Consider the following 22,457-nt stretch of genomic DNA (forward strand, 5'->3'; position numbering starts at 1 on the left):
CAAAAATTTTACAAAAACTAGACACTTTAAACCACGAAGGTCGATGAGAAGTCTTTATTTTATTGAATCCCACGCAGTATAGTTAAGTTAACTTGCCATAATTGAGGTTAAACTTCTTAAATAAGCTGCTGTATCGCGCCATGATCTATTCCTATAATCAAAATAAAGAATTATGGAGACCTAATATGATTTTCCGGGATCGGAAAAATGCTGAGAAACAGCTCGCTAAAGTGCTAGGAAACTATTCGAGGCGCCCCAATACCTTAATTCTCGCTTCACTTCGAGGCGGCGTGCTGGTGGCATTTTAAGTCGCCCAAGCCCTCCAATTAACTTTGGATGTTTTCCTAGTTCGTAAATTAGGTGTATCAGGACAGGAAGAACTTGCTATAGACGCTATCGCATCAAATGATATTGTGGTTTTAAATAAATACATCGTCCAAAAACTCCTAATTTCACGAGAAACAATCCAAAATGTAAAAGCCGAGCAGGAGAAAATTCTAAAAGAGCGAGATTTACGTTATCGTGGTCACCGCACTGCTCCCAATATCTAAAGATAAAATAATAATTTTAATCGACAACGGTATCGCAACAGACGCTACTATGCGGGTTGCAATTAAGCTTCTTCAAGAACTGGATTGTCAGCGTCTAATTATCGCGACCCCGGTTGCTCCGGAATCGACTATTCAGGAATTAAGCGCGGAAATGGATGAAGTAGTATTGCCTAGAACTCCCGAGCCCTTTTCGCTATTGGCAATTGGTATAAAGCATTTCTTCAGACTTCTGACGAAGAAGTCTAAACCTTACCGGCAAAAGCAAACGCAAAATAGACAAATTCGAAGATTTAGCCATTAAACCTCGAGAAAATTGAAATGATTCTAATTCAAACTTTTAAAAAAAACGGTAGATGGTTATAGTGCAAAGGCTCTATTAGAAAACCACGGTATTCGTTGCCAGCTAAGAGACGATTTAATCTCCGGAAACTACCCACTAGACTAGACAAAATTGAGCAGTTTGTGGATGAAAAATGCTACACTAACTCCGTGACGTGCTCACAAATAGCATGGGTGAGAATCATCGGTATTAATTAAGGAAGGTATTTCACACCTCAGAAAAAAGAGAAAGAGTTTAATTTTGAAAAAGCACTCGATCAATTAACCGAACTCGTCGAAATTATGGAACAAGGGAGTCTACCTCTCAAGGAATCTCTTAAAAAATTTGAAATTGGAGTCAATCTCATCCGCAACTGCCAACTCGCGTTGACGGAAGCTGAACAAAAAGTCAAACTCCTAATTTCTCGGCAAGGAAAGGACGTATTAGTCCCATTTGAAACTAATTCTGATACCTGACCTCATGAATCTTGCTTTTTTCGTCAACAAATACACTGATAAATGCCCTCTTCATTAAATTAACCATATTTACCCTAAATGCTCTCTCGTACCTTTTTCACGGGTGACAAAATAAGCTTCATCACTTAAAATTTCCGGCCATTGTGCTTTGGTTTTTTAACTTTTTCCATTGTTTGGTCTCCGTTTAATATGACTCACTGGGATTAAGACTTCTTGCTCTTGATCGCTTTGGAAGGAAGCAACCTCAGATCCTAAAGCATGACCATAAATGACTTCAATCGTTGCGGGAATGGCGCGATTTTCGTCTCGCCATTTTTCATAAGCTTTCAGCATTTGATGCCACTGGTTTCTTCCCATTAATCCTCGAGATCGATCCTGAGCAGCATTATGTGCGCCTATAGCTTTTAAATCCGCCATCAGCTGAAGAACTGAAGAATAACGCACGCTCAAGTATTCCATATCCATAACCGGATCAACAAAATGCAAATGGATAAGCATATCGCCAATATCATGCATGTCGTAGAAAGTATGGACATGCCGCTTCTCATCGGAAAAGCTCGCTCGTAATTCCTTCAATGTATCAGGTCCCACAGTACTAAATAACAAAAGTCCTCCCGGTCGCAAAATTCGTTGACATTCTTGCAAAGTTTTCTGAAGGTCAAAAGACCACTGAAATGTTAAATTAGAAAAAATCAAATCGACAGACTGATCCATAAACGGTAGAAGAGTATATTCCCCCACTACCATTTTCGGATGGCGCCTCCAAAAACCATCCTTAGCTCGATTTAACAAAGATACAGAAAAATGGAAGCTAATAATGTTAGCCTTCTTATAGCGCTTTAATAACGCTCTTGTGGTATGTCCCATTCGAGAACCGAAATCTACTACCCGCAAAGGGTTGAGACGAATGAAATCCAGCCGTTCTAAAAGCCGATCAGCGATGGCGCCAGGGATTTCTCCTCCTTCTCCGTAAGTCTTAGCAGCAGCCTCCAGAGCTTTTGCTACCGCTTGGGAATCAATACTAAAGGGTTCTTGTTTCACAATCCCTATTTTAGGCTTTTTATTCTAGATTAAAACCCTGTTAAAGACAGATCTGACCCATTCAGCAAGCGGATTCGAAGGAAGATTCTGTGACAAATATCTCTTTAAAATTTACTGTATTGAAGGAGCTTTTAACTAAGAGCCTAATACCTCAACCAACTTTTTTCCAGTGTAAAACTTATGAAGTATTCTATGCACCAGCTTATCGATTAGCTATTTCCACAAAAATGTCTTTTTTGTTATGACTACTACCTCGATAAGTCTCCCATGATCTGTGAACTTTGTAATAGAGAGCTGCCTTGGAATTTAAATTCATTTGACGGCCAATCCTTAACTTTATTTCGCTACGCTAATCCTATTCCTATCGATCGTTTAATTTCCATGTTGAAATTCAACCAAAAAATTTTGTAGGCCTATTTTTCTCTACGTGCTTTTAATTATTAATTCCTGTGCCTTTGCACAAAAAAGCGTCTGCAAGAATGAGGTTTTAATCAATCCTTAGAAATCGCCAGGCCAATCTCCAAACGATTAAAAATCCGGCTCGATTTCCGAAGCATTAATTGAATCGAGAATACTAAACCACAAAGTGAATTGTCTACATCACAGCGCATTAAAAACGTCAAAAATGCCTTTGTGCTGAAAAAAATCATTTTCAGCTAAGCATATTGCTGTCTTAAATGATGTGATGATAACGGAAAGTACGATTAATGAAATTGTTCGGGTCTTAAGAAATAACGGCGGCAACGTAGAAAAAATTGAAATTTGGTGTTGTGCCAAGACATAATAATATATCAATTATGTTTTGTCATTGAGTTACCTTTTTAAGTAGACTACACGCCTGCGACGCTAATCCAGCATTTCCCCCGCTTGGGGGAGAGATAGAGTGAGAGAATTTTTTTTGGGAATGAGTGCTTATTTCCTTTTAGGAGGAATTAAATCCGTAATAGTTCCTTCAAACATTTCACAAGCCATCATTATTGTTTCCGATAAAGTTGGATGAGGATGAATGGTAAGCGCCACATCTTCCGCATCACAACCCATTTCAATAGCTAAGGCTATTTCAGAAATTAAATCACCTGCATTTACACCAACGACGCCCCCCCCAATCACTGTGCCATTTTCATCGAAAAGCAATTTAGTAAAACCCTCACTGCGACCTAAGGATAAAGCACGGCCACTAGCCGCCCAAGGAAATACTCCCTTCTCGTACTTAATCCCTTCCTTTTTTGCCTCGTTTTCCGTCAACCCAACCCAGGCTACTTCTGGATCTGTATAGGCTACGGCTGGAATGCAACGAGCATCGTTGTAATGTTTCTTACCGGCTATTACTTCAGCTGCTAACCGACCTTCATAGGTTGCCTTATGGGCTAACATGGGTTGGCCAACGACATCACCAACAGCATAAATATGCGAAACATTCGTTCGCATCTGGTTATCCACCGCAATAAATCCTCTGTCGTCAACTTTAACTCCCGCTTTTCCTGCATCAATCAATTTACCATTGGGACTACGACCCACCGCCACCAAAATGCGGTCGTATTTTTTCGGTTGCTTAGGAGCGTTTTCACCTCCAAAAGACACATATAATCCATCTTCTTTAGCTTCTACTTTTTTTACACTGGTTTTCAATAAAATTTCATTATAGCATTTCTGAATGCGTTGGTAGAGGGGCTTCACTACATCTGCGTCTGCTCCAAGAATAATCTGATCCATTCGCTCTACTATGCTAATCTTACCGCCCAATGCGTGGTAAACCGTGGCCATTTCTAAGCCGATAATGCCACCCCCTATTACCAATAAATGACCTTCCACCTCTTCTAGTTCTAGCGCATCTGTGGAATCCATTACTCGCGGGTCATCAGGAATAAAGGGGAGTTTTAAGGGCTGTGAGCCTACGGCAATAATTGCTTGCTCAAAGCGAATAACTGTTTTTTCTTTATTATCGATAGATAATTTATTGGAGGAAGTAAATTTTCCATAACCCGTAACAATTTCGACCTTGCGCTGCTTCGCCATCATTTTTAGTCCGCTTGTTAACTTTTTAACAACACCTTCTTTCCATTCGTAAATTTTACTTATGTCTAATTTGGGTTTGTTAAAATCCACACCAAAAGACGCTATATTGTAAGCATCATCAACAACTTTAGCCACATGCAATAAAGCTTTTGAGGGAATGCACCCCATATTTAAGCAAACGCCACCGATTGTCTCATATTGTTCTACTAGAACGACCGTTTTTCCCAAATCAGCGACCCGAAATGCTGCTGCATACCCTCCAGGTCCGCTCCCTAACACCACAACATCAGTTTTAATTTCTTTTGCCATCTTTCCTCTCGTTTTTATGAGTTATTAAAGCATCTATTCCTTTTCTCATCTTCCCCCCCTAATTTATGAGAGAAGCCAGCAGCTACAATAATAGTGTTCTAATATCGGATAAACGTTCAGCCAAATAAACAATAAACCGCGCTCCATCAGCACCGTCAATGACACGGTGATCGTAAGATAAACTCAAGGGCAACATTAGTCGGGTCTTACAATCACCACTTTTAGAACAGACGGATTTCCATTGCATTTGTGAAACTCCTAAAATCGCTACTTCGGGCGCATTGATGATTGGCGTAAAAGCTGTGCCTCCGATTCCTCCCAAACTGGAAATACTAAAACAACCGCCTTGCATGTCATTCAAACTTAGGCCCTTGGTACAAGCTTTTTCACTAATTTCGCCCAGTTCTTTAGCCAATTCGAATAATCCCTTTTTATCCGCGTCCCGAATAACGGGAACCACTAATCCTTCAGGAGTATCAACCGGCACGCCGATATGAAAATATTTTTTTAAAATCAAATATTCCTCCGAGGGGTCTAACGACGCATTAAAATGGGGGAATCTTTTAAGCGCATTAACTACTGCTTTTATAATGAACACTAAGGGAGTCAATCGAAGCTTATTTTTCTCTGCATAAGATTTTTGACTTTGACGAAATGCTTCAAGCTCAGAGATATCTGCTTCTCCAAATTGAGTTACATGAGGAACAGTCATCCAATTACGAGTGAGATTAACGCCTGTAGCTTTTTTAATTTTAGATAAGGCTTTTTCTTCAATAGCACCAAATTTGGAAAAATCAATTTTGGGTGCGGGAGGGAAGAACCGTAACCGTTCACCCCCTTTTTTTTCCGCAATTTTTAATTGCTGCTTTACGTATTGCTGAACATCCTCTTTGAGGATACGATCCTTCTGACCAGTTCCTTTAATTTTAGTTAAATTGACACTAAATTCACACGCGATTCGACGAACACCGGGTCCCGCATGAACAGTAGTACCAAAACCTTCGCCTTTGGAAACCTCTATTTCAGTTTTTTCTTCTGGTTTTGCTTTCTTTTCTTTGGGAGATTCTTTTACTTCTTTTTTCTCGGATCTTTCTTTCTCAGCTTCTTTTTCGTCCTCTTTTTCTTCTTTTTTCCCTTTGTCTTCTTTTTCGCCCTTCTTCACCTCGATAGTTAAAATTTCATCTCCTTCTTTAACTTTGTCCCCAACTTTTACTTTAATGTCTTTAATCGTACCAGCTAAGGGTGAAGGAACATCCATCGAAGCTTTATCGCCTTCCAAAGTGATTAAACCATCTTCTTTTGCTACTCGATCACCGGGTTTTACTAATAATTCAATGACGTCAACTTCGGACACTCCACCCAAGTCCGGTACAGAAATTTTTTCTATCGAATTTGCCACCATCTTCCCCTTTTTATCTTCTCCACGGATCAGGTCGATTCGGATCAATTCCTAGTTTCTGTATGGCATTTATGAGTTGACCCATTTCAAATTCACCTTGGTTCGTTAGCGCCTTCAATGCTGTATACGCAATCATCTTGGCATCTACTTCAAAGAAATCCCGCAAGACAGATCGAGTATCACTACGACCAAAGCCATCAGTTCCTAACACATAATAAGGGTTTTTAATTGCCTGGCGAATTTGATTTGCCTGTAATTTCATATAATCGGTAGCAGCAATCACTGGACCCTTTCGATCATTAAAACACTCTTCTACATAACTTCTTTTCAAAGTTTCTTGAGGATGCAAACGATTATAACGATCTACAGATTCGATATCATGACGCAATAAATTAAAACCAGGAACGCTCCAAACATCCGCAGCTACATTAAATTGCCGCTCTAAAATTTCGGCAGCTGCAATAACTTCAAGTAAAATAGCTCCTGCTCCCAACAATTGGACGCACTGGGGCAATTTTCTATTGCCTTCTTTAAACAAATACATCCCTTTGATAATTCCTTTTTCAACTCCTTCGGGCATCGGCGGATGTTGATAACTTTCATTCATGAGTGTGATGTAATAAAACACGTTTTCTTTGTCTTGATACATGCGGCGCAAGCCATCTTGAATAATTACAGCCAGCTCATAACCGAAAGCAGGATCATACGCCCTGCAGGTGGGTACCATACTGAACATCAATAAATTATGCGAATCTTGATGCTGCAATCCTTCACCCGCCAAGGTAGTTTTGCCTCCCAATCCTCCTAAAATAAAACCTCGTGATTGCATATCCGCAGCCGCCCACACTAAATCACCCACACGTTGATAACCAAACATTGCGTAATACACGTAAAAAGGAATTAGAGGACAATTATTATTAGCGAATGAGGTAGCAGCAGCGATCCAACTGGACATAGCACCTGCTTCCGAAATGCCCTGCTGCAATATTTGTCCGGATTGATGTTCACGATAATAAACTAATTTCTTTTCATCTTCCGGAGTGTATTTTTGCCCTTCTACCGCATAGATACCCGTTTGTCTAAACAACCCGTCTAATCCCAACGTTCGAGCTTCATCGGCTACGATTGGAACAAGCCGTTCTTTGATATTTTCATCCCTTAACAACAATCCCATAATTCGAGAAAACGCTGCCCCGGTTGAAATTGAGCGATCGCCAGTGCCTTTTAAAAGGCCCTCAAATAAGCTTAAATCCGGAATTTTCAAAGCCTCATAACAACCATCGCGCACTGGCAATGGCCCTCCTAACTTTTCACGCTGTTTATGTAAATACTGTATCTCGGGAGTTTTTTCAGCCGGTTTATAAAATTTCAGATCTTTTAATTGCTTATCCGAGAGGGATAATTTAAATCGATCACGAAAGATCTTTAACCCTTCGTCGCTGATTTCTTCTAAATTATGAGCAATATTTTGAGACTCTCCCTCTTTGCCGTAACCGTAACCTTTGACGGTTTTCATTAACAGGACGGTTGGCTTTCCCGTTTCCTTTAGTGCTTCCGTATAAGCCGCGTAAACCTTTTGAGGATCATGACCTCCATCCGTTAATTGTTCCAGTTCACGATCACTCATATCAGAGACAAGCTCCTTCAATTCTGGGAACTTGCCAAATAAATTTTCTCGTAAATAAGCACCGCCTTTAGCACAATACGCTTGGTATTCTCCATCCACCATCTCACCCAGGCGTTTTAGTAATAAACCGGATTTATCTTTTTGAAACAATTGTTCCCAATTATGGCCCCAAATAACTTTAATCACCCGCCATCCCGCTCCGCGGAAAATACCTTCCAATTCTTGAATAATTTTTCCATTACCTGAAACAGGTCCATCGAGACGTTGCAAATTGCAATTAATAATAAAGATGAGGTTATCAAGACGCTCACGAATTGCCACCAATAATCCACCTAAAGTTTCAGGCTCACCCGTTTCACCATCACCACAGAAAGCCCATACTTTGCGCTTCGCCGTATCGGCCAACCCTCGATAGTGTAAATATTTCAACAATTGGGCTTGATAAATAGCCATTAATGGTCCTAAACCCATAGAAACGGTCGGAAATTGCCAGAAATGGGGCATTAAATAGGGGTGGGGATAAGAAGAAATTCCCTTAGTTAAAGCTTCTTGACGAAAATGAACTAATTCATCTTCTGTTAGCCGCCCTTCAAGAAAAGCACGTGCGTAAATTCCTTCCGAGGAATGGCCTTGAAAAAAAACCAGATCGTTCGCATGAAAAAAATAATTTAATCCCACTTCGACTAAAGTTGCTATCGAAGCATAACTGGAAAGATGTCCTCCTAGTCCGGCTTTTTTACGACCCGCACGCATTACCATAGCGAGGGCGTTCCATCGCATATAATTCGTTAAACACTGTAAAATATTTATTTCATTCTCGGGCAATTTAGCTTCTGCGTTAGCAGGAATTGTATTAATGTAGGAAGTATAAATACCAGCGGGAACAGGTACACCAATTTTTCTGGCATGCGACCATAATTGTTGCAAAATAAATTCAGCACGCTCGACGCTTTCATATTGAACAACCGAATCGAGCGCTTCTTTCCACTCCTGGGATTCTATGGGGTCAACATCCTGAGAAGTTACATTTTTCTCAGTCATGATCTCACTCTTTAAACTATCTTTTTATTTAAACGATTCCTGCTTAATGGGTGATTATCGTTTCGTAATCTAACCAATCCAGCACCCAATTGTAAACAAGGCTATCACCACAAGCCACACCCACAACGCTGCTCGATTAACTAATCCATCAATAGCCACCTTCTTCCACTAATAATGGATGACCTTCTTCAATTCCTAAAGCGGTTAGCCCGTATTCGATGATCTGCTGTCGCGCAGAAGCGATTCTATTGTATACATAGGAATAGCATCGTTTAAAGGTTGCTGAGAAGTGACCAACGAGAGCGAATGTAATACCCACAGTCAACCTTTAGGAACCCAATCTAATACGCCTTCCACTCTCCTTGCTGCCAAGTACAAATTGTTTTCCTCCTCCAGAGAATGATTTCCTAAATGGCGATTCAAGCTCGCTACTAATGTGTAAAGGACCACGCTTGTTGTTGATCCGAGGATTAATAAAAAAAATCAATGCAAAGATGGGTTCGATAGGCATTAATCAGAATCCCCCCCCAATTGTTACATGAGCTATATTTTCTAGAGCAAGGGGACGTGCATCCATAGAATACCATAAAACCACCACCGTTAGAAAATAATAACCGACTATCGTTAAGAGATACAGACAAAATGAGCAATCAGAATATAAATAGGAATCAGGGGCAGGACAAAACAATACCAACACCGCCAATTCAACGCCAAAAAGACAAATGTTCAAACCGTTTTCCTTCAGCCAATGAAAATAGGTGTCAAACCAATGATATTGCCTGCTATAGCTATTAAAATGAAGCCAACACTGTATCACCAAACAATAACAAAATGGTGGTCAAAGACATAGACTGCCACTCTCTACTGACTTTCAAATGGGTCTCATTCTCGCTTATCTTTTTGTGGCTATAAGCAATCCATTCTTCAACTATCCCATAGCTCTCAATCTCGTCGCAGACGGTCGGACATTGCCAAAGGCGTAGGGTATTTAATAACAACCCAATATGAAGAAATGATGAAAGATAATATAGTAACACTCTCAATTAAATAGCCTGCTTTATCTGAAATAATATGGCTGCTAAGAGCCATGTAAGCAATAATCAAAGAAAATTCGCTAATTTGACCTAAACGTACTCCTACTTCCCAAGCTACTTGCTTGGATTCCCCCATCCAACGTAGCAACAACCCATAGGTTAAAGGCTTTATCCCCATCAATAAAACAAGCAAAATTAATGCAGGGATGATAACAAGAGGTAAAAAGTTAAGATCGAAAGTAGCCCCCACAGAGAAGAAAAATAAAACTAAGAAAAAATCTCGTACTGGCTTTAAACTTTCAGAAATATAAACAGATACCGGTCTTGAAGCCAAGCTAACCCCAGCAATGAAAGCACCTACCTCACCTGACAAACCCAATAATGAAGCTAACTCAGCCATACTGAGGCACCAGCCAATTGCCAATAAAAAGAGATATTCCTTAATCCGATTAAATTTAGAAAATAAAGGAAATAAAACCAACCGATCAAATAAATAAGCAAAAATTAAAATAGCAGGGAATCCTAATATTACTAAGCCAATATCAACCAGAACCTTACCCTCACGTGAAGCCCCATGTAATAGAAACAAAACGGCAATAGCAATTAAGTCTTGCAGCAAAAGAACACTAATCATTACTTCTCCGGTATGTTGATGATGCAAAATCGTGGTTGGCAATAACTTAATGCCGATAATCGTACTGGAAAACATCATCGCACCACCAACAACTAAGCACTCCACTGACGAGTAACCAAAAAAATAAGCAACGAGATATCCTATAATCGCGAAGACGATCGAACTGATTAAGGCTACCCAGGTGATTTCCTTGAACATAGTTATCAATTTTTGCGGAGGCAAATTAAGGCCTAAAAGGAATAATAAGAAGATAATTCCCACGTCGCTGACCGTTCGAAGCATGTCGGTATTAGCAATTAATTTTAATCCCCACGGCCCAAACAAAATCCCTAATAGCATGTAAGCAACCAACATCGATTGGCGGGTCATTAAAGCAAAAGTTGATAGAACTGCTGCACCAGCGAAAATGAGAAAAATTGAAAAGATTATATTGTGCTCCACATTCAGGTCCTATCGTCAATGCAATTTGCGGTGTTATTCAAGCTCTAATTTTCCTCTCAGCCAGATTTCCTCTCCCCTTCCTTCTTTTAAGAGCTCTAAAAGATCAAAATTCTATCACTTCCGCTCGATTTTTCTATTAAAATCATAAAAAGCTACTTATTTCTTTAAACTTATTAATTTTTTATGTAAAATTTAATTATCATTTTTATTAGCTAATCATAGAGAAAAAGATTCCAGCAAAAAAAACAAAAAATCTCTCGCAAGCGAGGACGTCCAACAGAGGTGGTGCTTCAATAAATTCCGCACGTTTAAGAAGTATCACGAAACAACGTGACGACGCGCAAGAAGTTACGTACCACACAAAAGAAATTAGCGAAAGCAAAGAAAGATGCTGCACGTAAACTCGCTAAACTTCCAAAAGATACAGCCCGAAAAGTAACTGCGGCTAAAAAAATCACGAACCACAACCAGAGGTGGTAAAACCACTGGAAGAAAACAAGCAGGTCCTCCCCATAAAATAGCCCCCAAAGTTAGCACGATAAAAACGAAACGTGATCGCGGTCACCCAAGAAAAACAGTTTCGATGGCGTCAACTGCTGCCCGTCGCCGTGGACGTCCTCGCAAAACAGCAGCGTAGCTTCTTTGAAAAAAATTCGCAAAGCGGGATTTTTTTCTTTATTCTCATTAAAGAAACCGGCTTTTAGAGAATTTCTCAAGTTAAATTATACTGTTCACGTTATATCTTTAATTAATTAACACCATTGCGATTAGCAAATTTGTAGCTATTTAATAGCTTTAAAATACGCTCCCACACTTCATCCATAGTACCAAGGCCTGATATACGATAATAATGGGGTGCCTGAGAATCGCCTGATTTTTTCCACACCGAATAATAGTGGCTAAGAGGACTAGTTTGTTGTTTATAAATGGCTAAACGTTTTCGAACCGTCTCTTCATGATCATCGGCTCGCTGAACTAAAGGTTCACCCGTTAGATCATCTTTACCAGGTATTTTTGGAGGATTGTATCGTCGATGGTAAGTTCGGCCTGAAGCAGTATGGACCAATCGACCCGTCATACGTTCAATAATTTCTTCTTCTGGCACATTGATATTAATTACCAAATCGATTTTAATTTTCTGACTATGTAATGCTTCTGCTTGTGCCGTGGTACGTGGGAAACCATCTAATAAATAGCCCTTTCGACAATCAGGTGAATTCACGTGTTCTTTTACCAATGCAATCATAATGTCATCTGAAACAAGCCCCCCTTCTTCCATTACCTTTTTTACTTCTAACCCTAAAGGAGTTCTTGCTTTGACAGCAGCACGTAACATATCTCCTGTCGAAATTTTGGGTATATCCAATCTCTTGGCAATAAATTCTGCTTGAGTTCCTTTACCGACTCCGGGAAGCCCTAATAAAATAATTCGCATTATGAATTAACCCTATTAATTGATAAGAATCATACACTTTAGCACGGTTTAGACATAATCGACCACTTTGAGTGATTATAAAACTCACGGCAGCTTGTTTATCCTTAGTTAGGGAGGGCAAAAATAAAAAGTACCTTGTTGGCCTCTGATAAAGCTACTGACAGTAAAATCCAAATAAGTATTTAAACTACTCCACCATATTAACCGATATCCGGAGAAATATTTGGCATAATATCGACAGAGCTTTTTAGTATTCAATTCTTGAATGATTTGTCCCTGGATCCATTGACGATCGCAATGTTGTCCATCACGACTACCGCATAAACGCATCACTTGGCCTTGCTCAACGGCAGTATTTCACGCCAAATGAATAGCTCCAATTAAAACGATTAACAAATAAAGTAATTCGCTCCTCTCCTCAGAAGGATGCTTTCCAAATATTCAACGATGAGCCTATTTAATGTCTTAGACCCCGTTATTTGCAAATTCCATTGCATAAGACGATTTAAATCGCGCACACTAATTCGCTCATCTATTAAAAAACTGCCGTCTTTTTGTTTATGAATCAATCGCGAGAAATCACCCCAACACCAATCGAAAATTCTCCTACAATTTCTTCCAAAATATCTCGTAAAGTTACAAGCCCTTGAATGTCTCCATACTCATCTACCACCAACCCCATTGTTTTATTTTTTGTCGAAAATTAACTAACTGATGATTCAACAAAGTAACATCAGAAATAAAATAAACCTCTTCTGCCTCATTCACCAATTTATCTTGAGTGAGCTGATTCTGAAAAAGAAGACGTATCACCCGGCGCACGTTTAATATCCCAATAACATCATCAATACTTTCTCAAAAAAGAGGGAAAGAATCATATTTTGACCCCAAAAGATCCACTAGAATCTTATCCCACTCATCAGTGACATCAATACCGTATATTTGATTGCGCGGTATCATTACATCTTCTATTGTCATTTCCTCTAAATCTAAAATGCGTAATAGCATTTGTTGATAACCCAAAAGATTTTTTCCTGTTACTTCACGAACAATACTTCGCAACTCTTCGGGCTTAAAGGCTCTGTTAAAGGCTCTGGTAAATGTGCAGCTACCTTTAGCAATTAAGACAGCTAATGTTTTAGGTGTAGTTTCTGCAAATATCAAAATCAATAAAGTTAAAATTACTGTTGCAACGATAACTCCCAAATTTCCTAAAAAATGAACAGCAATAACGATGGCAATCACCAAATCCAAAATATTGGCGAAAGTGTTACCAATCAAAATAACGCCAATTAATCGATCCGGCCGTTGTAAAAGCTGTATTACTCGTTGCGCCTTGACATTACCTTTACGGGTCAAATGAACGCAAACGATAGCGGTTAATAGCCATCATTCCTGTTTCTGAATCAAAAAAAGCAGATATTAAAATAAGTAAGAAGAACAATACGCCAAAGTATTGAACATCAACATGGGTCAATGGAGTCCTACCATAGTCTCAAAGGTTTCCAAATAAAGGTCTTAATTAGAATTAATGCTCCCGAATTGGAAGACCATAGAGCTCAAGAAAATTACTGAATCACAATTAATTGACTACTATGACTACTAAAATATACAACTAATTAATAGTAATACAACTATTAATAGTGTAATACACCCAATAAAGTGCCATAAATAGCCTTTTGTCCTCGCCCCTCGGTGCCGACCGACCAATTAAAAGAACCGCAAAAACTAACCAGGCTGACAATACTAAAATGGTTTTTCGCCATAAAGAATTACGCCCTAACTCTTGGTGAAAAAAGTAAATGCTGGAATCTAATAAAATGCTTAAAAATAAAAATTCTACTGCAATAGTATGAAAAACTTTTTTTTTCATGGTAATTATAAAGGGGATAATTTTTGAATATGTGTGCCCGATGGGCGAAGTCGCAACAATCGTTCTTGGAGAGCTAACAATACAGTTTGAAGGCCAGCAATCACCAATATACCCGAAGTGACGATTGAAAGAACTATATCAGCCAAAGTATAAAGGTTTCCTGCTACTTCAAGCACCGAATGACCTGGAAATATAAAAGCCAACGCTACCGATAATAAAACAATTGTGGTCATCGATAATGAAACAACACTTCTATTCATGGAAGCATACCATATGTGATATACTCACCCTCATGTTTAGTACTCTGATTGACCATTTAAACATGACTGTTAATAAACTGAGGGGGTTGGGCCGTCTCACCGAAAAAAACATCCAATCTACCCTTGAAGACATTAACACTGCCTTACTGGAAGCGGACGTTGCCCAATCTGTCGTCAAGGACTTTATTGATCAAGTACGCGAAAAAGCGCTCGGCCAAGAAGTAATTGGCAACGTGCGACCTGGCGAGGCATTGGTCAAAGTTGTCCAGGATGAATTAATTCATATACTCGGCGATGAACAGGCAGAAATTAATCTGAATGCCAAACCCCCTGTCGTTATTGTGATGGCCGGCCTCCAAGGTTCTGGAAAAACCACCACTGTCATCAAATTGGCACGATGGCTTCAAGAAATAAAGAAAAAATCCGTAATGGTGGTTTCAGCCGATGTTTACCGCCCTGCAGCAATAAAACAACTGGAAACCTTAGCAGGACAAATTAACGCACATTTTTTTCCCTCAAAAACCAATCAAAAACCCACTGACATTGCCAAAAGAGCTTTAACTCAAGCTAATAAGCAATTTATAGATATCTTACTCATCGATACGGCGGGTTGTCTCCATGTGGATAAGGAATTAATGGAAGATATGCAGGCTATTAGCGACACTGTCAATCCCACGGAACTTTTACTCGTGGTCGACAGCATGATGGGTCAAGATGCAGCGAATGTGGCAAAGTCATTCAATGAAGCACTACCACTAACGGGGATAATTTTAACAAAAGCTGACGGTGATGCTCGAGGGGGTGCCGCACTCTCTATGCGAATGATCACTCAAAAACCCATTAAATTTGTAGGCGTTGGTGAAAAAATTGAGGCCTTAGAACCTTTTCATCCTGATCGGATGGCCTCTCGTATCTTAGGCATGGGAGATATCATCAGCCTAGTAGAGGAAGCAAAGCGTAAAGTTGACCAAAAGCATGCTAAAAAAATTACCCAAAAGCTCAAAAAAGGCAAGCCTTTCGATTTTGACGATTTCTTAATGCAACTTCATCAAATAAAAAAAATGGGTGGAATGCAATCCCTTCTAGCGAAATTACCGGCGATGGGGCAATTACCTAAAGGAGTGTCCGCTTTCATGGATGATAAATTATTAGTTAAAATGCAAGCCATTATTCAGTCGATGACAGCTAAGGAACGACGCTTTCCCAATTTGATCAATGGCTTACGAAAACAGCGTATTTCAGGAGGTTCAGGAACCACCTTGCAAGACGTTAATAAACTTCTCAAACAATTCACCCAAATGCAAAAAATGATGAAGCGCATGAAAGGCAATAAAATGATGAAGCGCATTTAAACAAATGCAAGGCCAAACTAGCTGGTGACTTACTCAATCACCCTCCTGACTGGCGTAATAAATAAATAATAACAAAGTAAGAGTTTCCGAATACTTGGGCTGGTGATTTCAAGTGATTAGCACAAGTAGAGCGAGGGAGTGGTAGGGTAAGTCTCTAAGTTGTCTTTTCTCTTGCATATTGTTAGCAATTTCGCATAAAATGTTTTTGCCTTTCAACGAATACAGGTACTTACATGGTAATCATTCGTCTTGCTCGCGGGGGCAGCAAAAAAAAACCGTTCTACCACATCGTAGTAACTAACAGGCGTATGCCGCGTGATGGTCGGTTTATCGAACAAGTGGGCTATTATAACCCTATGGCCCGAGGACATGATGTGCGATTGAGGGTCGAAAAAGACCGTATTGCCTACTGGCTGAGTCAAGGTGCTGCAGCATCTTTACGAGTAAAACACCTCTTCAAACAGCTTAAAAAATCGCCGAAAGAAGCCCAAAAAGGTGACCCACGTAAAGGCGAGCTCAAACGGGCCCAAGCAGAGCAATCCGCAAAAGCTCAAAAAGCTAAAATGGCGGAAGAAGCGAAGGCCAAAGAAGAAGCTGAAGCTCTTGAAGCATCGAAAGAAGAACCATAAGCCTCTCGCATTCCATGCAAAACAAAAAAGTCATTATGGGTCGTTTAGCACGGGCCTACGGCGTCCAGGGCTGGATAAAAATCGTTTCTTTCACTGATCCCATCAAAAACTTATTAACTTATAAAAACTGGTTCATTCGACATCACAATGAATGGCAACTCTTTTCCCTCCGTACTGGGCGAATTCACGGTCCATTTTTAGTTGTAAAGTTAGAAGGGCTCGATGATCCCGAAACTGCTAAACAATACACGAATGATTTAATCGCTGTGGAACGAAATACACTTACTCCTTTGGAAGAAAATGAGTATTACTGGACCGATTTAATAGGAATGCGAATAATTACCACAGAAGGAGTCGCATTAGGAACCGTGAAATCCCTGCTTGAAACGGGATCTAATGATGTGCTGATAACATCCAACCAAGGACATGGACGATTGATTCCGTATCTTTCACATGTCGTTAAATCTGTGGATATAGAAAACAAAATTATAATGGTAAATTGGAATGCTGACTTTTAGCATATCGCTAACAATTGGCGTTATTACTCTTTTCCCAAAGATGTTCGAAGCACTTAAGTACGGTGTAATTGGACGCGCCCTTAAACACAATCTTTTAACTCTTCACTTTTGGAATCCACGCGACTATGCCACAGATATTCACTGTACCGTAGATAATCGACCTTACGGCGGGGGGCCGGGCATGGTCATGAAATTTGAACCTTTAGCTGCCGCTATAAAGGCAGCCAAAGCAAAATTAGGCGAAAGTACCAAAGTCATTTACCTTTCTCCACAAGGCCAATTACTCAATCAGGAAGTAATAAAGAAAAAAGCACAAGATTCAACATCCATAATTCTTCTCACGGGTCGTTACGAGGGGATAGACGAACGTTTAATCGAAGCTGAAGTAGATGAGGAATGGTCAATTGGGGATTATATTATTAGCGGGGGAGAATTGCCGGCTATGGTCTTGATTGATTCCCTAACCCGTCTTTTGTCAGGAGCCCTAGGGCACGAAGATTCTGCCTCTCAAGAGTCATTTACCTCCGGACTATTAGATTATCCCCAATATACGCACCCAGAAAAAATTGCCAACCGGCCTGTCCCTGAAGTGCTACTCAGCGGTGATCATGCCGCAATAGCTCGTTGGCGACTCAAGCAAGCACTTGGTAGGACTTGGCAAAGACGTCAAGATCTGATAAAAAGACGTACCCTAAGCGAAAATGAGCAGCGGTTACTCGACGAATTTATTGAGGAGTCATCATGAATAAGATTATCCAAACCCTTGAGCAAGAACAAATTCAAAATAAAAAAATTCCTGCTTTTCGTGCCGGGGACAGTGTCGTGGTGCAAGTGAAAGTAAAAGAAGGTAATCGTGAACGACTGCAAGCTTTTGAAGGTGTGGTAATCGCTCGTCGTAACCGTGGGTTAAACTCATCTTTCACCGTTCGCAAAGTTTCTCATGGTGAAGGTGTTGAACGCGTTTTCCAACTTTATAGTCCCCTGATCGCTTTCATCAATGTAAAACGTCGAGGCGACGTGCGCCGCACAAAACTTTATTATTTGCGCAATTTACAAGGCCGCAAAGCAAAAATTAAAGAAAAAATATAATTTTTAAAAATATAATTTTTTATGGTGGACGCCACCTTAATTTATCAAGCCACCATCTCAACACCGATCGGAAAAATTGGTATTCGCACCTCGGACAACTATTTATTAGGCATCAACTACCTGGGCGACAGTAAGCTGATTATTAAACCGAAAACCATCATGGCTAAAGAGACAGTCGAACAAGTTCTGTGTTATTTTGCCGATCCTGAATTTTCTTTTGAAATTCCTTTTAGTTTGAATGTAACACCCTTTCAAGAAACAGTATTACAGGCATTGCGAAAAATCCCCGTGGGAGCAACCCAAAGTTATGCGGAATTAGCTCAACTATTAGAAACAAAACCACGTCCCATAGGTAATGCCTGTCGTAAAAACCCAATCCCTATTGTAATTCCCTGCCATCGAATTATCGCTAGCACTGGCATGGGTGGTTACGGCGGCGCTATTAAAGGTCCTATTCTAGAAATTAAACGTTGGCTCTTGCAGCATGAGTGCACACCTATTCCTTCTGCCTGAAAGTAATATTTATCGCCTTTTTTATTCTAAAGAAATTCACCTTTTCCTCTAACCGGCATCCATTTTGTTAAAATTCCTGCAATTAAAATTAAAAGTGGAATTAAGGTTAATGCTTCTTGATAATTATGGATCGAGTAATATTCACCAGCATTTGTTGCAGAACGTGCTGTAAGATGCAAAACAAGACCAATAATAGGTTGCAATAAAGGAGCAGCGCCTACAGATAATGCATTAACTAAACCTAAACTTGTCCCACGCATGTGGCGCGGGACAATTTCATTAGCAATGCCAAACGTGAGTACATAGCCACTGGCAAAAATGCCTAATAACATCATAACACCCATTACCATTGGCAAGGGTAATTGCGGCACGTAAATAATAACTCCTATTAATCCTGCTGACACCAAAGAACAAGTCAAGAGAAGCCATCGACGATCCGCAATACGACCATCCAGCCAGCCCACCAGAGGACCCGCCAGCACCACTCCAATGAAAACCAGATTACATACAACACTAGCCATAACAAGGCTCAAATGATGCGCTAATTGCATGTATGGAATAGCCCAAAGAGCGACAAATACGGTAATGATGGAAAACATCAACCCAGAATAAAGACCATTTAACCATATCTTGGGTTTTTTAATGAGCAAATAAAAATCTTGCTTCATGCTCTGAGGACTCTTTTCAGAAGAAGCTGAGATTGGGCCAGGAGGCGCATCACGGACAATCATCCAGACGAGCCCACCAATGACAGCCATAATGGCTGCAGCTCCAATCATCGAGTAACGCCAACCCATGCATTGAACAAAATCCGCCAGAAAAAAACCGCCCACAAGTGTTCCACTCATACCAATGGTTTCGGCTACCGCTGCCATTAGCGCGAATCGTTTAGGAGGAAACCATTTTGCAATAACATTCAAAGATCCAATGAAAGCAAAAGCGGCGCCAAAACCCATTAAAAGACGACCGATTATGGCCCAAATTAAGAGATGAGCAGAAGCAAACAATAAACAGCCAAATGCACAAGCCAATGCTCCCAATGAAAGCAACCGTCGCGGCCCGAAACGATCGATCAAGAATCCTGCGGGTGTTTGTAATGCCACGTAAATATAATAGTAAGTGCTAGCCAACACGCCTCCGCCGAAGGCGCTCAAGGAAAAACTCTTCATCAAGCCATCAACAATCTCCCCTGAGGATAACTGTAAAAAAAACTGAAATAATACAAACAAGGCCGTCACACCCCACATAAGCCATGCGAGAGCGATACGAGGAGTGCCTTGAACGGGTGGCCAACAGGTAGATGGATTGGCTGTGCCTGAAGTTTTCATGGTGGTTAACCTTTACCCAACGGTGAGCTGGCATGATAATGATTTCGGGTTAAAATGCAAGAGATGTTATAATCTTTATAGCATTATGCCAATTTACACTATTCCACTTAATCATTTCGCAGCTATAGCCATCAACGGTGCAAATGCCACCACCTTTTTACAAGGTCAACTCACTTGTGACGTGCATAAGATTACTGAAACTCATGGATCACTTAGCGCCTGTTGCGATCCTAAAGGTCGAATGATTGCAAATTTTTACATTTTCCGCCAAGGAGAAAATTATTATTTTTTGCTGCCAAAATCAATGGTTCCTTTTATCCTCGATCATTTAAAAAAATATGCCGTTTTTTCCAAAGTTGAATTAGCAGCTGTCGATGATTTAACAACGACAATTAGACCTCCCGTCGACATCGAAATAACCGAAATTAAGGAAAACGCGTGGCGCGCCCTAAATATCAACGTCGGATTGGCATGGATTTATCCCAAAACCACAGCGAGCTTAATTCCGCAAATGATAAATTTACAAAGGTGGGGAGCTCTTAGTTTTACGAAAGGATGCTATATGGGTCAAGAAATCATTGCGCGCACCCACTACCTGGGAAAGTTAAAACGTCATCTTTATCGCGCCGATGTTATTTGTCAAACTTTACCGGCATCGGGAGATGAATTAAAAAACCAAAAAAACCAAAACGTGGGGATTATTATTGAAGCAGCCTCGAAAGGAAATAAAGAATACGAATTGTTAGCCGTCATTCTGGATGCTGTTATTGGCAGAGAGATTTTTTTTAATCAAGTTGCGTTGAAAAATGTTATTGCTATCCCGGCAAAAGCAGAAAGTTAAAAACCAAAAGGAGCCTTACCCTTAAACTATACACGAAGTGTTTAGAAAATTAAGTCATTATAATTTTTGGATATGATTTCGGCACAGTGTAAGCACATCATCCAGAGCCCTGCGAGGGATCTCCTAAAAATAGCACGTATTTGACGTAAAATTACAATAACCTATATTTAAAAGCTTTGTTTATAGTACAAAATTAATTTTTGCTTTCATTTTTAATCCGCAACAGCGGGAATAAAATCACGTCTCGGATAGAAGGGCTATCAGTGAAGAGCATTACCAGGCGGTCAATACCAATACCCTCGCCTCCTGTAGGCGGAAGGCCATATTCCAGCGCCGTAATGTAATCTTCATCAAAGTCCATCGCTTCCAAATCACCTGCGTCACGAGCTTTTAATTGTTCACGAAAACGAGCTGCTTGATCTTCGGGATCATTTAATTCAGAAAACCCATTCGCAATTTCTCGACCTCCGACATAAAATTCAAAACGATCCGTAACAAAATCGTTAATTTCATTGCTCCGCGATAATGGCGATACTTCCTTTGGAAAATTAGTAATGAAAACAGGTTGTTGCAATTTTTCTTCAACGAGTTTTTCAAATAATTCTGTTTGAATTTTTCCTAACCCATAATGTCTCGGGGTGGCAATCTCGTACTGATTAGCTAAGACGCGTGCTTTATTAAGATCATCAATCTGGTCACTCTTTATTTCAGGATTAAATTTTAAGATTGCTTCACGTAAAGAAAGGTGCAGGAAAGGTTTGCTCAGATCAATCTCTACACTTTGATAAGTCATTTGTAATCGACCAAAAATTTTTTCAGCTAAATACCGAATCATCTCTTCAGTAAGTAGCATCATTTCTTGATAAGTCGCATAAGCCTGATAAAATTCCAGCATAGTAAATTCCGGATTATGCCGGGTTGAAATGCCTTCATTACGGAAATTACGATTAATTTCATAAACCTTTTCAAAACCACCAACTACCAATCGCTTCAAATACAATTCAGGAGCAATACGCAAATATAAATCCATATTCATCGCATTATGGTGGGTTTCAAAAGGGCGGGCAGCTGCACCCCCTGCTAAGGGATGCATCATAGGGGTTTCGACTTCTATAAAACCACGATTATCTAAAAAATGACGAATTTGCGTCATAATTCGTGAGCGCGTTTGAAATAAATGACGCGATGTTTCATTAACAATTAAATCGAGATAGCGCTGACGAAAACGTTGTTCTTGATCATGTAGCCCATGAAATTTATTCGGCATAGGGCGTAGTGCTTTGGTTAATAATCGAATCTCTTTAGCTTTAACAGATAATTCCCCGGTTTTTGTTTTAAAAAGTTCACCTTCAACGCCAATAATGTCTCCAAGATCCCAATTTTTAAATTTTGAATAAACGCCTTCTGGCAAATTATCTCGGGTAACATAAATTTGCATTCGCCCCGTCATATCCTGAATATGAGCAAAAACGGCCTTTCCAATAAGTCGACGAGTCATCATGCGTCCAGCCATTTTGATAGAAATAGCTTTGTACGCTAAAAGTTCCTCTGTATATTGATCATAAGCGGCATGTAAATCAGATGCTAAATGGTCACGTTTAAAATCATTGGGATAGGCCTGGCCCATTTCGCGCAATTTTGCAAGCTTTAACTTGCGTTGTACAATTTGCTCATTTTCTTCTTTAATTTGTTCTTTTAATTCCATCTCATTACTCATTAAAAGCGATTATC

The 22,457-nt window shown here is 40.0% G+C and carries 24 protein-coding genes and 3 pseudogenes; 12 read left to right on the top strand and 15 right to left on the bottom strand.

The window, feature by feature from the left end:
• The first annotated feature begins 332 nt into the window (after positions 1-332).
• The 3 genes and pseudogenes from CleRt_RS12265 to CleRt_RS09250 form a co-directional block, all read left to right on the top strand.
• On the top strand, positions 333-551 hold the full coding sequence (locus CleRt_RS12265; protein WP_235378927.1) for a hypothetical protein: 219 nt from the start codon (positions 333-335) through the stop codon (positions 549-551).
• Complete coding sequence (locus tag CleRt_RS12270) at positions 523-852, top strand: phosphoribosyltransferase family protein (protein ID WP_235378928.1); 330 nt, start codon at positions 523-525, stop codon at positions 850-852. The genes CleRt_RS12265 and CleRt_RS12270 overlap by 29 nt, the downstream gene beginning before the upstream one ends.
• 269 nt (positions 853-1,121) lie before the next feature.
• Positions 1,122-1,346: pseudogene (locus tag CleRt_RS09250) on the top strand (exodeoxyribonuclease VII small subunit); the annotation flags it as partial.
• A 156-nt stretch (positions 1,347-1,502) separates the two neighbouring features.
• Here the strand turns inward: CleRt_RS09250 and CleRt_RS06200 are convergent.
• The 7 genes from CleRt_RS06200 to CleRt_RS06225 form a co-directional block, all read right to left on the bottom strand.
• Positions 1,503-2,387, bottom strand: a complete 885-nt coding sequence (locus CleRt_RS06200) for a methyltransferase domain-containing protein (protein ID WP_048875477.1) — start codon at positions 2,385-2,387, stop codon at positions 1,503-1,505.
• A 912-nt stretch (positions 2,388-3,299) separates the two neighbouring features.
• Positions 3,300-4,712 carry a dihydrolipoyl dehydrogenase gene (lpdA, locus tag CleRt_RS06205; protein ID WP_048875478.1) on the bottom strand — a complete coding sequence of 471 codons (1,413 nt, stop codon included), beginning with the start codon at positions 4,710-4,712 and terminating at the stop codon, positions 3,300-3,302.
• A gap of 82 nt (positions 4,713-4,794) precedes the next feature.
• Positions 4,795-6,111, bottom strand: a complete 1,317-nt coding sequence (locus tag CleRt_RS06210; protein ID WP_048875811.1) for a 2-oxo acid dehydrogenase subunit E2 — start codon at positions 6,109-6,111, stop codon at positions 4,795-4,797.
• 13 nt (positions 6,112-6,124) lie between these two features.
• Positions 6,125-8,779, bottom strand: coding sequence for a pyruvate dehydrogenase (acetyl-transferring), homodimeric type (aceE, locus tag CleRt_RS06215; protein WP_048875479.1), 2,655 nt, complete (start codon positions 8,777-8,779; stop codon positions 6,125-6,127).
• A 148-nt stretch (positions 8,780-8,927) separates the two neighbouring features.
• On the bottom strand, positions 8,928-9,098 hold the full coding sequence (locus CleRt_RS12275; protein ID WP_235378929.1) for a hypothetical protein: 171 nt from the start codon (positions 9,096-9,098) through the stop codon (positions 8,928-8,930).
• A 195-nt stretch (positions 9,099-9,293) separates the two neighbouring features.
• On the bottom strand, positions 9,294-9,509 hold the full coding sequence (locus CleRt_RS12280; protein ID WP_235378930.1) for a hypothetical protein: 216 nt from the start codon (positions 9,507-9,509) through the stop codon (positions 9,294-9,296).
• A 212-nt stretch (positions 9,510-9,721) separates the two neighbouring features.
• Positions 9,722-10,888 carry a cation:proton antiporter domain-containing protein gene (locus CleRt_RS06225; RefSeq protein WP_048875480.1) on the bottom strand — a complete coding sequence of 389 codons (1,167 nt, stop codon included), beginning with the start codon at positions 10,886-10,888 and terminating at the stop codon, positions 9,722-9,724.
• Between the two features lie 330 nt (positions 10,889-11,218).
• Between CleRt_RS06225 and CleRt_RS13475 the strand changes: the two genes are divergently transcribed.
• Together CleRt_RS13475 and CleRt_RS12285 are read left to right on the top strand one after the other, a co-directional pair.
• Complete coding sequence (locus CleRt_RS13475; RefSeq protein ID WP_306686681.1) at positions 11,219-11,368, top strand: hypothetical protein; 150 nt, start codon at positions 11,219-11,221, stop codon at positions 11,366-11,368.
• Positions 11,369-11,439: 71 nt separating this feature from the next.
• Entirely contained in the window at positions 11,440-11,592 is a 153-nt protein-coding gene (locus tag CleRt_RS12285; RefSeq protein ID WP_235378933.1) for a hypothetical protein, read from the top strand.
• Positions 11,593-11,636: 44 nt separating this feature from the next.
• Here the strand turns inward: CleRt_RS12285 and adk are convergent, their stop codons facing one another.
• The 6 genes and pseudogenes from adk to CleRt_RS12300 form a co-directional block, all read right to left on the bottom strand.
• On the bottom strand, positions 11,637-12,323 hold the full coding sequence (gene adk, locus CleRt_RS06235; protein ID WP_048875481.1) for an adenylate kinase: 687 nt from the start codon (positions 12,321-12,323) through the stop codon (positions 11,637-11,639).
• Positions 12,324-12,431: 108 nt separating this feature from the next.
• Positions 12,432-12,656, bottom strand: a complete 225-nt coding sequence (locus CleRt_RS10295) for a hypothetical protein (protein ID WP_157870880.1) — start codon at positions 12,654-12,656, stop codon at positions 12,432-12,434.
• Between the two features lie 232 nt (positions 12,657-12,888).
• On the bottom strand, positions 12,889-13,005 hold the full coding sequence (locus tag CleRt_RS14240) for a hypothetical protein (RefSeq protein WP_371440223.1): 117 nt from the start codon (positions 13,003-13,005) through the stop codon (positions 12,889-12,891).
• The gene (locus CleRt_RS12290) at positions 12,990-13,145 is read right to left on the bottom strand and encodes a hypothetical protein (protein WP_235378934.1); all 156 of its coding nucleotides are present in this window, start codon (positions 13,143-13,145) and stop codon (positions 12,990-12,992) included. The genes CleRt_RS14240 and CleRt_RS12290 overlap by 16 nt, the downstream gene beginning before the upstream one ends.
• Positions 13,146-13,451: 306 nt before the next feature.
• Positions 13,452-13,800 (bottom strand): annotated as a pseudogene (locus tag CleRt_RS14245) (CNNM domain-containing protein); the annotation flags it as partial.
• A gap of 401 nt (positions 13,801-14,201) precedes the next feature.
• A complete protein-coding gene (locus tag CleRt_RS12300; RefSeq protein ID WP_235378938.1) occupies positions 14,202-14,456 on the bottom strand; it encodes a hypothetical protein in 255 nt (84 codons plus the stop codon).
• A gap of 32 nt (positions 14,457-14,488) precedes the next feature.
• On the opposite strand from CleRt_RS12300, the pseudogene ffh reads away from it, so the two are divergent.
• From ffh to CleRt_RS06275, 6 genes and pseudogenes are all read left to right on the top strand, one after another.
• Positions 14,489-15,873: pseudogene (gene ffh, locus CleRt_RS06250) on the top strand (signal recognition particle protein).
• 168 nt (positions 15,874-16,041) lie between these two features.
• On the top strand, positions 16,042-16,437 hold the full coding sequence (gene rpsP, locus CleRt_RS14515) for a 30S ribosomal protein S16 (protein ID WP_048875482.1): 396 nt from the start codon (positions 16,042-16,044) through the stop codon (positions 16,435-16,437).
• 14 nt (positions 16,438-16,451) lie between these two features.
• The gene (gene rimM / locus CleRt_RS06260; RefSeq protein WP_048875483.1) at positions 16,452-16,955 is read left to right on the top strand and encodes a ribosome maturation factor RimM; all 504 of its coding nucleotides are present in this window, start codon (positions 16,452-16,454) and stop codon (positions 16,953-16,955) included.
• A 1-nt stretch (position 16,956) separates the two neighbouring features.
• Positions 16,957-17,700 (top strand): tRNA (guanosine(37)-N1)-methyltransferase TrmD, encoded by a 744-nt coding sequence (trmD, locus tag CleRt_RS06265; protein ID WP_157870965.1) that lies wholly within the window; start codon positions 16,957-16,959, stop codon positions 17,698-17,700.
• Entirely contained in the window at positions 17,697-18,044 is a 348-nt protein-coding gene (rplS, locus tag CleRt_RS06270; RefSeq protein WP_048875485.1) for a 50S ribosomal protein L19, read from the top strand. The genes trmD and rplS overlap by 4 nt, the downstream gene beginning before the upstream one ends.
• A gap of 21 nt (positions 18,045-18,065) precedes the next feature.
• On the top strand, positions 18,066-18,557 hold the full coding sequence (locus tag CleRt_RS06275) for a methylated-DNA--[protein]-cysteine S-methyltransferase (protein ID WP_048875486.1): 492 nt from the start codon (positions 18,066-18,068) through the stop codon (positions 18,555-18,557).
• Between the two features lie 26 nt (positions 18,558-18,583).
• Here the strand turns inward: CleRt_RS06275 and CleRt_RS06280 are convergent, their stop codons facing one another.
• Complete coding sequence (locus CleRt_RS06280; RefSeq protein WP_048875487.1) at positions 18,584-19,885, bottom strand: MFS transporter; 1,302 nt, start codon at positions 19,883-19,885, stop codon at positions 18,584-18,586.
• Here CleRt_RS06280 and ygfZ point away from each other — a divergent pair.
• Complete coding sequence (ygfZ, locus tag CleRt_RS06285; RefSeq protein ID WP_235378940.1) at positions 19,869-20,726, top strand: CAF17-like 4Fe-4S cluster assembly/insertion protein YgfZ; 858 nt, start codon at positions 19,869-19,871, stop codon at positions 20,724-20,726. The genes CleRt_RS06280 and ygfZ overlap by 17 nt on opposite strands.
• A 193-nt stretch (positions 20,727-20,919) precedes the next feature.
• On the opposite strand, the gene lysS is transcribed toward ygfZ, so the two are convergent.
• A complete protein-coding gene (gene lysS, locus CleRt_RS06290) occupies positions 20,920-22,431 on the bottom strand; it encodes a lysine--tRNA ligase (protein ID WP_082160455.1) in 1,512 nt (503 codons plus the stop codon).
• Between the last annotated feature and the right edge of the window lie 26 nt (positions 22,432-22,457).

It is taken from the genome of Candidatus Coxiella mudrowiae, from assembly GCA_001077715.1.
In the GTDB taxonomy this organism is placed as follows: domain Bacteria; phylum Pseudomonadota; class Gammaproteobacteria; order Coxiellales; family Coxiellaceae; genus Coxiella; species Coxiella mudrowiae.

What these genes read in the sequence shown, in the direction of transcription:
- lpdA (WP_048875478.1), bottom strand. Translation starts at nt 4,712, where the DNA reads ATGGCAAAAGAAATTAAAACTGATGTTGTGGTGTTAGGGAGCGGACCT.
- aceE (WP_048875479.1), bottom strand. Translation starts at nt 8,779, where the DNA reads ATGACTGAGAAAAATGTAACTTCTCAGGATGTTGACCCCATAGAATCC.
- adk (WP_048875481.1), bottom strand. Translation starts at nt 12,323, where the DNA reads ATGCGAATTATTTTATTAGGGCTTCCCGGAGTCGGTAAAGGAACTCAA.
- CleRt_RS14240 (WP_371440223.1), bottom strand. Translation starts at nt 13,005, where the DNA reads ATGGGGTTGGTGGTAGATGAGTATGGAGACATTCAAGGGCTTGTAACT.
- CleRt_RS12300 (WP_235378938.1), bottom strand. Translation starts at nt 14,456, where the DNA reads ATGAATAGAAGTGTTGTTTCATTATCGATGACCACAATTGTTTTATTA.
- rpsP (WP_048875482.1), top strand. Translation starts at nt 16,042, where the DNA reads ATGGTAATCATTCGTCTTGCTCGCGGGGGCAGCAAAAAAAAACCGTTC.
- rimM (WP_048875483.1), top strand. Translation starts at nt 16,452, where the DNA reads ATGCAAAACAAAAAAGTCATTATGGGTCGTTTAGCACGGGCCTACGGC.
- rplS (WP_048875485.1), top strand. Translation starts at nt 17,697, where the DNA reads ATGAATAAGATTATCCAAACCCTTGAGCAAGAACAAATTCAAAATAAA.
- CleRt_RS06275 (WP_048875486.1), top strand. Translation starts at nt 18,066, where the DNA reads ATGGTGGACGCCACCTTAATTTATCAAGCCACCATCTCAACACCGATC.
- CleRt_RS06280 (WP_048875487.1), bottom strand. Translation starts at nt 19,885, where the DNA reads ATGAAAACTTCAGGCACAGCCAATCCATCTACCTGTTGGCCACCCGTT.
- lysS (WP_082160455.1), bottom strand. Translation starts at nt 22,431, where the DNA reads ATGGAATTAAAAGAACAAATTAAAGAAGAAAATGAGCAAATTGTACAA.